The sequence below is a fragment of the Proteus sp. CD3 genome (assembly GCF_008808075.1).
GTDB classification, from domain to species: Bacteria; Pseudomonadota; Gammaproteobacteria; order Enterobacterales; family Enterobacteriaceae; genus Proteus; species Proteus appendicitidis.
In genome coordinates this window covers 2402564-2416334 of record NZ_CP019686.1, presented here as the reverse complement: position 1 = coordinate 2416334, position 13771 = coordinate 2402564, and the positions used below count along the sequence as shown (strand labels likewise).

The 13771-nt window shown below is 40.0% G+C and carries 8 protein-coding genes; all 8 read left to right on the top strand.

Translation table 11 applies throughout. The features are described from left to right. Window positions 1-41 precede the first annotated feature (41 nt). Window positions 42-5135 carry an alpha-2-macroglobulin gene (locus BTA34_RS11020; RefSeq protein WP_151435637.1) on the top strand — a complete coding sequence of 1698 codons (5094 nt, stop codon included), beginning with the start codon at window positions 42-44 and terminating at the stop codon, window positions 5133-5135. 48 nt (window positions 5136-5183) lie between these two features. Then, on the top strand, window positions 5184-7505 hold the full coding sequence (gene pbpC, locus BTA34_RS11015; protein ID WP_151435636.1) for a peptidoglycan glycosyltransferase PbpC: 2322 nt from the start codon (window positions 5184-5186) through the stop codon (window positions 7503-7505). A gap of 345 nt (window positions 7506-7850) precedes the next feature. Next, on the top strand, window positions 7851-8276 hold the full coding sequence (gene ndk / locus BTA34_RS11010) for a nucleoside-diphosphate kinase (protein WP_023581630.1): 426 nt from the start codon (window positions 7851-7853) through the stop codon (window positions 8274-8276). A gap of 156 nt (window positions 8277-8432) precedes the next feature. Continuing rightward, window positions 8433-9614 carry a bifunctional tRNA (adenosine(37)-C2)-methyltransferase TrmG/ribosomal RNA large subunit methyltransferase RlmN gene (locus tag BTA34_RS11005; protein ID WP_151435635.1) on the top strand — a complete coding sequence of 394 codons (1182 nt, stop codon included), beginning with the start codon at window positions 8433-8435 and terminating at the stop codon, window positions 9612-9614. Between the two features lie 88 nt (window positions 9615-9702). Beyond that, entirely contained in the window at window positions 9703-10137 is a 435-nt protein-coding gene (locus BTA34_RS11000) for a hypothetical protein (protein WP_151435634.1), read from the top strand. Window positions 10138-10211: 74 nt separating this feature from the next. After that, entirely contained in the window at window positions 10212-11180 is a 969-nt protein-coding gene (gene rodZ / locus BTA34_RS10995) for a cytoskeleton protein RodZ (RefSeq protein ID WP_151435633.1), read from the top strand. A gap of 55 nt (window positions 11181-11235) precedes the next feature. Beyond that, window positions 11236-12357 (top strand): flavodoxin-dependent (E)-4-hydroxy-3-methylbut-2-enyl-diphosphate synthase, encoded by a 1122-nt coding sequence (gene ispG / locus BTA34_RS10990; RefSeq protein WP_151435632.1) that lies wholly within the window; start codon window positions 11236-11238, stop codon window positions 12355-12357. A 122-nt stretch (window positions 12358-12479) separates the two neighbouring features. Continuing rightward, window positions 12480-13763 carry a histidine--tRNA ligase gene (hisS, locus tag BTA34_RS10985; RefSeq protein WP_151435631.1) on the top strand — a complete coding sequence of 428 codons (1284 nt, stop codon included), beginning with the start codon at window positions 12480-12482 and terminating at the stop codon, window positions 13761-13763. Window positions 13764-13771 lie beyond the last annotated feature (8 nt).

The following is a 13771-nucleotide window of genomic DNA, read 5'->3' as shown; positions in this document are numbered from 1 at the left end:
TGCATAAAACATCGCATTATTCAGGGGTTGAATTAAAGGAAATGAATATGAACCAAAACCAATTTAGACAATATACAGAAAAGAGAGGCTATCGTTATAGCTCCCTTGCTGTTGTATTGGCATCAGCATTGGCTCTTATCGGCTGTGATGATAAAGCGGATGAAAACACATCATCTGCTAATAAGACGCAAAATACACAAGTGACAGAGCAAAAAAATACCGCTCAGAACACATCAGGTACTGAAACTCAAACAAGCGAAAAATCAGCAGTTACAACAAAAACGAATAACCAAACTGCATTAAAAAGCAAAGAAGTCCGTGATGAGTTGGCAATGCGTTTTGCCGGAAAAGACGTCACTGTATTAGATGCATCAGAATTACAGCGTGATGGTGCGAGCACAATGGTGGTGACTTTCTCTGTACCACTTGATCCTGACCAAAAGTTTGATGACGTAATTCACCTTGTTGATACCAAAAAAGGGAAATTAGAAGGTGCGTGGGAGTTATCTGATAACTTAATGGAACTGCGTTTTCGTCATTTACCACCATCAACAGAATTAAATTTAACCATCGATGAAAAAATAAAAGGTATTAATGAACGCACATTAACAACGCCTTTTAGCCAGAAATTAACGACAGAAGAAATTTTCCCATCTGTTGGCTTTACCAGCAAAGGATCGCTACTGCCACTTGAAGCGGCTGAAGGTCTACCCATTACTGCGTTAAATGTGGGGCAAGTTGACGTAAACTTTTTCCGCGTTAAAGATGAACAATTAGCTCAATTTTTAACGCAATGGGAAAGCCGTTCCAATATTAACTATTGGGAATCAGATGAGTTTTTATCTCAAGCTGACTTGGTCTATACCGGTCGTTTTGAGTTAAATACAGAAACAAATACCCGTGAAAACGTATTGTTACCGCTAAAATCAATAGATGCCCTGAAAAAAGAGGGTGCCTACATTGCGGTTATGCAGCAAGCGGGTAAATACTCTTATACAGTGCCCGCCACGGTATTTACATTTAGTGATATCGGGCTGTCGATGCACAGTTATCTTGATACGTTAGATGTTTTTACTCAATCACTTAAAAATGGTTCTGCATTAGATAAAGTAGAAATTCGCCTATTAGATGAAAAAGGTGGATTGATTTCTAAAGCACAGACAGATAGCCAAGGGCATGCCACACTTGAGAAAAGTGATAAAGCACGTTTATTAATGGCCATTCGTGATGGACAAACCAGTATGATTGACTTGCGTAAACCCGCGCTTGATCTTTCTGAATTTGATATTGGTGGTCCGCAAGGTTATAGCAAACAATTTTTTGCTTTCGGTCCTCGCGATCTCTATCGTCCGGGTGAAACATTAATCGTTAACGCATTGCTACGTGACGGTGATGGTAATCCTATTAAAGAACAACCTGTTAAAGTCGATCTGCTTAAAACAGACGGGCAAGTGTCTCGTAGTTTTGTTTGGCAACCTGAAAAGGGGCTTTACCAATTAAAAATAGTTATTCCTGCGGATGAAAATACGGGTACACGTACCTTACGTTTTGATGTAGGCGATGGTACTCCTCGTTTCTATGAATTTCAGGTCGAAGACTTTATGCCAGAACGTATGGCATTAGAAATCACCGGTAAGAAAGGCATTTTATTGAGTGGTAATGACGCTTATTTTGACATTAAGGGTCGCTATCTTTATGGCGCACCAGCTGCGGATAATCGCTTACAAGGGCAAGTTTTCTTAAAAGCCTCGCGTGAAGCTGTCAGTAAATTACCCGGCTATGAATTTGGTGCTGTAAAAGATGAGAACTTCAGCCGCCTATTGGATGAGTTTGAACTTAATTTAGACTCTGATGGTGAAGGTGAGTTAAGTGTTGATAGTGAACGTTATGCTGAGTTGAAATCACCTATCAATATCATTCTACAAGCAAGCCTACTTGAAGCGGGTGGACGTCCTGTTACTCGTCGTTATCAACAAGCAGTTTGGCCTGCCACTCATCTTGCTGGTATTCGTCCTGTCTTCCCTAAAAAAGAAGTTTACGATTACCGCACAGACAAATATAAATCAGGTTATAGCGTTGATGAAAACTCAATGGCTGAATTTGAAATTGTCTATACAGATCAAGACGGTAAAAAACTACCTGCTAATGATCTAAAAGTGAAGTTTATCTATGAACGTCATGATTATTACTGGCGTTGGTCTAGTTCGAATGGCTGGGAATCTGGCTATAACGAAAAAGATCTGCAAATGGATGAACAGACAATCAAGATTGCGAAAGATGGTACTGCAAAAGTGGCATTCCCTGTTGAGTGGGGTTCTTATCGCATTGAAGTTGTCGATCCTAAAACAGAATTAGTCAGTAGCCTACGTTTCTGGGCGGGTTATTCTTGGATGGATAACACAGGTGGAACAGGCGCGGTAAGACCAGACCAAGTTAAATTGAAACTGGATAAAGAGGGGTATTTACCGGGCGAAAAAGTCAAATTAAACATTGTTGCGCCTCATCCGGGTAAAGGTTATGTGTTACTCGAATCAAGTAATGGTCCTTTATGGTGGCAGGAAATTGATGTACCCGAAAAAGGGCTTGATGTTGAAGTGCCTATTAATAAAGAGTGGGCAAGACACGATCTCTATCTGACTTCTGTTGTTGTAAGACCAGGAGATACTTCAAAACAAGCGACAGTAAAACGTGCTGTGGGTATTTTGCATTTACCATTACAGGATAAAAACCGCCGTATTGATATTTCACTTGATGCACCTGAAAAAATTCGCCCTAACCAAGATTTAAAAATCCGCATTAAAGCGAATCCAGTTGCCGGTCAGCCATTACCTGAAAATATTAATGTATTGGTTTCTGCGGTTGATACTGGTGTATTGAATATCACTGAGTATAAAACCCCTGATCCTTACGATGCTTTCTTTGGTCGTAAACGTTACAGCATCGACCAATATGATGTTTATGGGCAATTAATTGAAGGGCAAGGTCGTTTAGCTAACTTGCGTTTTGGTGGTGATGGTGGTGAGGCCGCCGCATTATCTCGTGGTGGTAAAAAGCCATTAACGGATGTGCAAATCATTGCTCAACAAACGGCTCCTGTAAAATTAAATGCGCAAGGTGAGGGCGAAGTTTCTTTACCTATTCCTGAGTTTAATGGTGAAGTTCGTTTAATGGCGCAAGCTTGGACTGCGGATAAATTTGGTAGCCAAGAAGGTAAAGTTGTTATTGCCGCACCTTTAGTGACTCAGCTTTCATTACCTCGCTTTATGGCTGGCGGTGATAATGCACTCTTATCGTTAGATTTAACCAATCTGACAGATGATGCACAATCTATTACCTTAAATTATACCGCTTCAGGTTTGGTGGGATTAGGTGGCGCTGAAAGCAAAACTGTCTCGCTAACGAAAGGTGAACGTACTCAAATTCAAATCCCAGTAAAAGCGAAACATGGTTTTGGTCAGGGCGAATTCTCACTGTCTATTTATGGTATTAAAGTACCGGGTGAAGAGATTAAACCTTACCATAATACATGGAATATTGGTGTTCGCCCTGCATTCCCAGCAGAAACCATTCATTATGCAAGTACATTGCAAGATGGTGATACTTGGCGTTTACCATCAGAAATTTTAAATCGCTTTAATAGCTCAACGCTTGAAGGTGAATTATTGCTGACAAGTCGCCCTCCGTTACAAGTAGCGCGTTATGTTAGAGAGCTATTTGCTTATCCTTATGGTTGCTTAGAACAAACCGTCAGTGGGCTTTATCCTTCACTGTATTCAACAGAAAAAGAGTTGAAACAGTTGGGAATTAAAACGCAAACTGATGCTGATAGAAAAGCGGCTATTGATAAAGGTATTGCTCATCTGCTGACGATGCAAAAATCAGAAGGCGGATTCGCTTTATGGGATCAGGGTGGACGTGAAGAATATTGGTTAACCGCTTATGCGACTGACTTCTTATTCCGTGCGTCACAACAAGGTTATTCAGTTCCCGCTGATTCATTAAAACGCGCGAATGATCGTTTATTACGTTATTTACAAGATAAAAACTTAGTTAACTATGAATATGCAGTTAATCAAGATGCAGCTCGTTTCTCAGCAAGGGCTTATGCTGCGTTAGTATTAGCTAATCAGCAAAAAGCACCTTTAGGTGAATTACGTCGTCTCTATCTTGAGCGTAATCAAGCTGGAAGTGGCTTAGCCTTAGTTCAGTTAGGTATCGCATTAAAACTGATGGGTGATAGCAGCCGCGCTGAAAGCTTAATTGCTGAAGGTGTGACAACATCGCGTAAATATAATTATGGATTGGGCGACTACGGTAGCACCATTCGTGACCAAGCATTAATTATTGCTTTGTTAAGTGAAAATAATCTTGAAACACAATCTCGTGATGCAAGCGTGATGACGTTATCGGATAACTTAACAAGCCGTGAATGGTTCTCAACTCAAGAAAGTAACTCGCTATATCTTGCTGGGCGCTTCTTTATTAATATGGCAGAACAGCCTTGGGAAGTTGCTGTTAATCGTCAAGTCCCTGCAATCAGTAGCGATCGCGCAGTCAATGAGACATTAACATCAGCACAATTACAAGAAGGTTTAGAGCTAAATAATCGTGGTGGCGCAGCGATTTATTCGCGTATGAATATTGTGGGCTATCCGAAAATCGCTCCTGCTCCTTATAGTAATGTATTAAATGTCCATCGTAGTTACTATGATTTGAAAGGAAACCGCGTTCACCCTAATCGCTTACAAAGTGGTGAAATGCTGGTGGTAAAACTGGAAGTTTCTGCTGACAGAGACGTACCTGATGCATTAGTGGTTGATTTATTACCAGCCGGTCTTGAAATCGAAAACCAAAACTTAGCATCAAGTAGTGCAAGCTTAAGTGATAGTGCTGCTGACTTGCAGGAATTTATCGACGATATGGGGCAAGCAAATATCAAACATCTAGAATATCGTGATGATCGCTTTGTTGCTGCTATTTCTGTTGATAAATATCGCCCAACGACATTGCTCTATTTAGCAAGAGCCGTAACACCGGGTAGCTATCAAGTACCACCACCACAAGTTGAATCTATGTATGTGCCTTATTGGCGTGCAATAGGATCAACAGAAACCAAGATTGATGTTGTTCCTTAAATCTTGTAGCCCTTTCTTCGGAAAGGGCTTTTTCCTTTGAGTGATTGAATGAAACTAGGATATAAACGGCTTATTGCTGTTATCATTATTTTTTTGCTAGCAACGCCAATTTTAGTCTGGATCGCAGATAAAATTTGGCCTCTTCCTGATCCTGAACCTCAAATTGCGACGATTGTTACAGCGCAAGATGGTACACCTCTTTGGCGTTTTGCCGATAAAGAAGGGGTATGGCGTTATCATGTCAAACTCGCTGATGTCTCTCCTGAATATTTAGAAGCCTTAATTACTTATGAAGATCGCTGGTTTTATCAACATCCTGGTGTTAACCCGATGGCGATATTCCGTGCAGCGTGGCAAGATCTAAGTTCAGGAAGAATAGTGTCAGGCGGAAGTACGTTATCAATGCAAGTGGCTCGCCTTATTGATCCTCACTCGCGTACTTTAGGGGGGAAAATCAAACAGCTTTGGCGTACCTTGCAATTAGAGTGGTATTACTCAAAAGATGAAATTCTGGAGATTTACCTCAATATAGCTCCTTTTGGCGGTACATTAGAAGGCATCGGCGCAGCAAGTTGGGCTTATTTAGGCAAATCACCCGCTGATTTATCTGCGGGCGAGGCGGCATTAATGGCCGTATTGCCACAAGCGCCAAGTCGTTTACGACCAGATAGATATCCTGAACGCGCTCAAGCTGCTAGAGATAAAGTATTAGATAGGCTGGCAGAATATCAAATATGGTCACAAGAAAAAGTTGATGAAATCAAAGAAGAACAGGTTTTATTAGCACCAAGGCAAACACCGCAATTGGCACCATTGCTGGCTCGTCGTATGTATAACGAAAAGCGAGAGCCTGTTATTACCACCACGATTGATATTAATATTCAACGACAGCTCGAAGATATTGCGAATCAATGGAAGTATCAATTAGCGGATAAAACATCCTTAGCCATCCTAGTTGTTGATCATACGGATATGAGTGTAAAAGGGTATGTTGGTTCTGCCGATTTTAATGATAATTCGCGCTTTGGTCATGTCGATATGATTAGTGCATGGCGTTCACCCGGTTCAACATTAAAGCCATTTATTTATGCACTTGCATTAGATGAAGGGCTTATTCATGCAGAATCACTCTTACAAGATGTTCCCCGTCGATTTGATAATTATCGTCCTGGTAATTTTGACTCTGATTTTAATGGTGCGGTCAGTGCCAGTGAAGCATTAAGCCGTTCTTTAAATTTGCCCGCGGTACAACTTATCGAAGTGTATGGAGCAAAGAAATTTGCGGCAAAATTGCGTCATAACCATCTTGAAATGCGCTTTCCTTATGGTTCAGAGCCAAATTTAGCGCTGATCTTAGGAGGAACAGCAACACGAATGGATGAGCTTGTTTCTGCCTTTAGTGCATTAGCAAGGCAAGGAAAAACAGCACCGTTACGTTTTAAGCCAGAGCAAATAATAGAAAACCGAGTGTTGATGTCACAAGGATCGGCATGGATTATTAGGCGCATATTAGCTGGAGAAGCTAGACCTCGGCCAGATAGTGCAATTTCACCCGTTGTTCCTTTAGCTTGGAAAACAGGAACAAGTTATGGCTATCGGGATGCGTGGTCTATCGGTGTGAATGCTCGCTATACCATTGGTGTTTGGGTGGGCAGACCTGATGGAACACCTGTTGCAGGGCAATTTGGCTTTGCAACGGCTGTCCCAATTATGAATCAGGTCAATAACTTATTAACCGGCTATTTCTATCAAAATAAACAAAGACCACCAACTGATTTGCGTCCTGATAGTGTAACCGCAGCAACAATTTGTTGGCCGACAGGTAAGGCATTACCTAAAGAAGATAGTAACTGTAGAGTCAGTCGTCGAAGCTGGATCTTAGATAACACTATTCCACCCACTTTATTGAATGATAGCCAAGAAGGTATTTTGGGGATCAACGAAAAAATTTGGTTAGATGATGAAGGTAAACGTACGGGACCTAATTGTCCTAACGCAGAGTTAAAAGATATTGCTTTATGGCCGATAGCATTAGAAGCATGGTTACCTGAAAAAGAGCGCAGAGCAAAACGACTGCCGCCGATTTCTGAAACTTGCCCACCAATTAAAGAAGATATTATTCCCTTGTTTATCTCAGGTATCCGAGCGGGTGATTTATTAAGACCATTACCCGGTGAAACTAATCTCGAAATAACTGTTTCTACACAAGGAGGAAGTGGTATGCAATGGTGGTTTTTAAATGGTGAACAAATAGGCAAAACAGAAAACGGGGAAACATTCTCTTATTTATTAGAGAAACGAGGTAAATATCAACTTTCAGTGCTTGATCTAAGTGGTCAAACGGATATGGTTAATTTTATATTTCGTTAAACTAAAAAGATGAAATAAACGAGAACTGAGTGATTTTTAACTAAAATAGGCTTTTTAATAAAGATAAATAGACTATTTATTGAGTATCATTTTGGTTCTTTTTTGTTCTTAATTTTCAAGTTTGAACATGGAAGAGGTCAAAAATGTGATTAGATCGATAATTTATAACTTTTTTGCCACAGTTTTTTAAAAAAAAAGGATATTCAATCTGTGCAATTCATTTTTATCCTCCTATAATCGAGCACTATTTTTTGCAGGGAATGCGGTTTTTGATTCGTTTTTCCATGATCTGCGATAAAAGAGATAACAAAAGTTATCATTAATAAAATAATTTAGAGGTAAGACATGGCTATTCAGCGCACATTTTCTATTATCAAACCAAACGCAGTGAAAAAAAATGTTATCGGTGCTATCTATCACCGTTTTGAAAGTGCAGGTTTTAGCATCATTGGCGCTAAAATGTTGCATTTAACGCGCGAACAAGCTGAAGGCTTTTATGAAGAACACAAAGGCCGTCCTTTCTTTGACGGTTTAGTTGAATTTATGACTTCTGGCCCTATCATGGTTCAAGTGTTAGAAGGTGAAAATGCGATTCAACGTCACCGTGATCTGATGGGCGCAACTAACCCAGACAACGCATTAGCGGGTACATTACGTGCTGATTACGCTGATAGCTTTACTGAAAATGCGGTACACGGTTCAGATTCAGAAGCTTCTGCTGCTCGTGAAATCGCATACTTCTTCACTGAAAACGAAGTTTGCGCGCGCTAATTTATTAGCATCTCTACGCGAAAAACAGTACAATGCGACGCCCTGTTTGATAATTAACAGGGCGTTTTTTATTATTGTTTAATTATACAAATATATAAGTATCCCATTAGCATCAATGCTAATGCAGGCCGCATAGTGTAACAACGAGGCAATGTCATGACCCAATCTACCACTCCAGCGCCAAGCGCTTCTGTCGCTGTTTCTAAAGAAAATACTGTGAATCAAAAAACTAAAATTAATCTGTTAGATTTAAATCGTAAACAGATGCGTGAGCTTTTTGTCTCTATGGGCGAAAAACCTTTCCGTGCTGACCAAATTATGAAGTGGATGTACCACTACTGTTATGACGATTTTGATCAAATGACAGATATCAACAAGGTGTTGCGCAATAAATTAAAAGAAATTGCTGAAATCAAAGCACCTGAAGTTTCTGAAGAACAACGTTCAACAGATGGCACGATTAAGTGGGCAATTAAAGTTGGCGATCAACAAGTAGAAACTGTGTACATTCCAGAAGATGATCGCGCAACATTATGTGTTTCTTCGCAAGTAGGTTGTGCTTTAGAGTGCAAGTTCTGTTCAACTGCACAGCAAGGTTTTAACCGTAACTTGAAAGTGTCTGAAATTATTGGGCAAGTTTGGCGTGCAGCTAAAATTATTGGCTCATTAAAAGAGACGGGTCGTCGTCCTATTACTAACGTTGTGATGATGGGAATGGGCGAGCCATTACTGAATTTAAATAATGTTATTCCAGCACTTGAAATCATGATGGATGATTTTGGTTTTGGTTTATCTAAACGTCGTGTCACTGTCTCTACATCAGGTGTTGTGCCTGCATTAGATAAATTAAGCGATGCTGTTGACGTGGCTTTAGCTATTTCATTACATGCTCCAACTGATGAAATTCGTGATGAAATCGTTCCAATTAACAAGAAATACAACATTGAAATGTTTCTTGAAGGTGTTCGCCGTTATATTGCTAAATCAAACGCGAACCAAGGGCGAGTGACGATTGAATATGTCATGCTTGATCATATTAATGACAGCACAGATCAAGCTCACCAATTAGCAGAGCTTTTAAAAGACACGCCGTGTAAAATTAACTTAATTCCATGGAATCCGTTCCCGGGTGCGCCATATGGACGTAGTTCTAATAGCCGTATTGACCGTTTCTCTAAAGTATTAATGGAATATGGCTTCACGACGATTGTACGTAAAACCCGTGGTGATGATATTGATGCGGCTTGTGGACAATTAGCTGGTGATGTTATTGACCGTACAAAGCGTACACTGAAAAAACGTCAACAAGGTGAACTAATTTCAGTAAAAGCAGTCTGATACAGGTGGATATCTCTTTCTTTGTGAAGTGTATTACATAATTACAATGTAGAGAGAACAAGGACGAATATATTTGAGGAATAAAACGATGATAAGGATATCATCAGTAGTTATAACTATTGGCTTGATGCTATTGACACTCGGTTGTCAATCATCAGCCAATCAAGAACGTGTTGCAGTGTCTACACGTTTACAATTAGGTGATGCTTATTTAGCTGAAAGACAATATCAAATAGCGCAATATCATTTCCAAAAAGTGTTATCAGTGATGCCAAATCACCCAGATGCGAATTTAGGAATGGCATTAACATCGCAGTTATTGGGAAATTCTATTCAAGCGTTAGATTATTACAAATTAGCGATGAACTCGAAGCCAGTAAATGTTAATGTATTAAGGCTTTATGGTAATTTCCTTTGTGAACAAAAACTATTAAACAATAATAGCGTGTTAATTGAGGATATACCGCCAGATTATTTGGTCTGTCAGCAAAGTGATAATAAAATATCAGAAAATTCGCGGTGATACGTTAAGGTACTTTGTGCTTTTGCGAGTTCATCAATGTTAAACATCCAATAGCCACAGTGCCTAGATTGCTAATGAATACTGAAAACAAAACCGAAGAAGTGAAATTAACAGCAGGTCAACTTTTACGTCAGGCACGAGAAAAAGTAGGGCTAACACAACAAACTGTTGCTGATCGACTTTGTTTGAAGTTATCAACAGTGCGCGACATTGAAACAGATTCTGTTTCTTCTAATATTGCACCCACATTTTTACGCGGATACATGCGTTCTTACGCTAAGTTAGTCGGCGTTCCTGAAAAAGACATCCTTGGTTTTATCGACCAACAAGCTCCTGTCAAACAAATTAGAATGACAACCACACAAAATTACTCATTAGGTAAGCGTCATAAAAAACGTGAAGGCTGGCTGATGAAAATCACTTGGGTGATTTTGATTGTGATGATTGCATTAGTTGGTGTTTGGTGGTGGCAAGGTCATCAGGCTGATCAACAAGAATTAGTCTCTATGGCATCTCAAGACATAGGGCAAAATAGTACACAAGAAAACACCAATACGATAGATTCTCCTTTAGCAACCTTAGATAATACGTCAACATCTGAAGGTGATAATTTACAAGTACCTGCGTCTCCATTAGTTGATAATCAGGCGAATAATGTCGCTACATTGCCAACGACTGAAACGACGTCACCAGCACCAACAGAAGTGAGAACGGTTCCATTACCAGTATCACCTCTAACAACTTCAACAACTTCTCGAGCAAATTCAGCACAAGAATCCACTTCATCGGAAGCGTCTGCTATTGCGAATCAATTGGTTCTTATGTTTGATGGTGAATGTTGGTTAGAAGTTCGTAATGCTCAAAATAAAGTCTTATTTAATGGTATTAAGAAAGCGGGTGATCGTTTGGAATTTGATGGTGAGCAACCTTATAAACTAAAAATAGGCGCACCTTCTGTTACTCGCTTACAGTTTAATGGTGAATCTGTTGATTTAAGCCGTTTTACTGGAAAAATAGCAAAAATAACAGTACCGAGCGCTTAATCTGACTACACATTTGAGCAAGCATGGAAGCATGGAAGCATGGGAGAATTAATCAATGCATAAAGAATCACCTATTATTCGTCGCAAATCGACACGAATTTATGTGGGCAATGTACCTGTTGGCGATGGCGCTCCTATCGCGGTACAGTCGATGACGAATACACGAACGACAGACGTAGAAGCGACTGTTCGCCAGATAAAATCTCTGGAACGTGTTGGGGTGGATATTGTTCGTGTTTCTGTACCCACAATGGATGCTGCGGAAGCATTCAAATTAATTAAGCAACAAGTTAATGTGCCTTTAGTCGCTGACATTCATTTTGACTACCGTATCGCATTAAAAGTCGCTGAATATGGTGTTGATTGTTTACGTATCAATCCGGGTAATATTGGTAGTGAAGATCGTATTCGCCAAGTTGTTGATTGCGCTCGTCACAACAATATTCCTATTCGTATTGGTGTAAACGGTGGTTCACTTGAAAAAGATATTCAAGAGAAATACGGGGAGCCGACACCAGAAGCGTTAGTTGAATCAGCAATGCGTCATGTCGATATTCTTGATAAGCTGAATTTCGAACAATTTAAAGTCAGCGTAAAAGCCTCAGATGTTTTCCTTGCAGTTGATTCTTACCGTTTATTAGCGAAAAAAATTGATCAACCTTTACACTTAGGGATCACCGAAGCTGGTGGCGCGAGAGCGGGATCGGTTAAATCAGCGATTGGTCTTGGGATCTTATTATCAGAAGGTATCGGCGATACATTAAGGATCTCATTAGCTGCAGATCCCGTTGAAGAAGTTAAAGTCGGTTTTGATATTCTTAAATCCTTACGTATTCGTTCTCGTGGAATTAACTTTATCGCTTGCCCAACTTGTTCCCGTCAAGAATTTGATGTTATCGGAACAGTCAACGAATTAGAGCAACGTTTGGAAGATATCATCACACCTATGGATGTTTCTATCATTGGTTGTGTTGTTAATGGACCGGGCGAAGCTGAAGTTTCAACGTTAGGTGTAACTGGCGCTAAAACACGCAGTGGTTTTTATGAAGATGGCGTGAGACAAAAAGAGCGTCTTGATAACGTTAATATGATTGATTTATTAGAAGCAAAAATTCGTGCTAAAGCATCAATGCTTGATGACAGTATGCGCATAAACATAAATCAATTGGACAAATAATACTCAAAAAACTGGCTCATTAATCAATGAGCCAGTTTTACTATAGATTTCACATTGAATACTGATTGATTTCGCTTCTATAATCAGCCTAACAATCAATTAATAACTATTAGAGAAGAAAAGTGGCACAAAAAATCCAAGCCATTCGTGGTATGAACGACTATCTACCTGCTGACACTCGTGTATGGCAGAAAATTGAAAATACGCTAAAACAAATTTTAGCGGGTTACGGCTTTAGTGAAATCAGAACACCTATCGTAGAGCATACCCCTCTATTTCAGCGAGCAATTGGTGAAGTGACCGATGTTGTTGAAAAAGAAATGTATACTTTTACCGATCGTGGTGAAGATGCTCAAAGCCTGACATTACGCCCAGAAAATACAGCGGGTTGTGTTCGTGCGGGTATCGAGCACGGTTTGCTTTATAATCAAGAACAACGTTTATGGTATTTAGGACCAATGTTCCGTTATGAGCGCCCTCAAAAAGGTCGTTATCGTCAATTCCACCAGTTAGGTGCAGAAGTCTTTGGCCTACAAGGCCCAGATATTGATGCGGAATTAATTATGCTAACTGCGCGCTGGTGGAAAGCGTTAGGTATTGCAGAACACGTAACATTAGAACTTAACTCTATTGGTTCATTAGAAGCGCGTGCTAAATATCGTGAAGCGTTAGTTGCTTTCTTAGAGCAACATGTAGATAAGTTGGATGAAGACTGCAAACGTCGTATGTATTCTAACCCATTACGCGTTTTAGACTCAAAAAATCCAGAAATTCAGACTTTATTGAATGATGCGCCTGAACTTTTCGATTATCTTGATGACGAATCAAGAGCGCACTTTGATGGTCTTTGTGCCTTATTAGATGCTGTCGGTATTACATATCGCGTTAATCAGCGTTTAGTTCGTGGTTTAGACTATTATAACCGTACTGTTTTTGAGTGGGTGACTAGCGCATTAGGTTCACAAGGAACAGTGTGTGCTGGTGGCCGTTATGATGGTCTTGTGAAGCAACTAGGTGGACATCCAACCCCAGCAGTTGGTTTTGCGATGGGGATGGAGCGCATGATTTTATTAGTTCAAGCGGTTAACCCTGAATTTGTTGCAGATACTAATGTCGCTGATGTTTACCTCGCTTCATTTGGTGAGAAGAGCCAAAGTGCAGCATTAATGCTGGCTGAAGAAATTCGTGATCAATTACCAACATTACGTTTAATGACGAATCATGGTAATGGTAACTTTAAAAAGCAGTTAGGACGTGCTGATAAACAAGGCGCTAAAATTGCTCTGATTTTAGGCGAAGATGAAATTAATGCCGGCACTGTTGCAGTGAAAGATTTGCGTTCAGGGGAACAAACCGTTGTTGCTCGCAATGAACTCGCTCAGCAATTGACTCTGTTATTAGGTTAAGGAGAGAC

Bases quoted from the DNA above. Each gene is read 5' to 3' on its own strand.
- BTA34_RS11020 (WP_151435637.1), top strand. From the start codon at position 42: ATGAATATGAACCAAAACCAATTTAGACAATATACAGAAAAGAGAGGC.
- pbpC (WP_151435636.1), top strand. From the start codon at position 5,184: ATGAAACTAGGATATAAACGGCTTATTGCTGTTATCATTATTTTTTTG.
- ndk (WP_023581630.1), top strand. From the start codon at position 7,851: ATGGCTATTCAGCGCACATTTTCTATTATCAAACCAAACGCAGTGAAA.
- BTA34_RS11005 (WP_151435635.1), top strand. From the start codon at position 8,433: ATGACCCAATCTACCACTCCAGCGCCAAGCGCTTCTGTCGCTGTTTCT.
- BTA34_RS11000 (WP_151435634.1), top strand. From the start codon at position 9,703: ATGATAAGGATATCATCAGTAGTTATAACTATTGGCTTGATGCTATTG.
- rodZ (WP_151435633.1), top strand. From the start codon at position 10,212: ATGAATACTGAAAACAAAACCGAAGAAGTGAAATTAACAGCAGGTCAA.
- ispG (WP_151435632.1), top strand. From the start codon at position 11,236: ATGCATAAAGAATCACCTATTATTCGTCGCAAATCGACACGAATTTAT.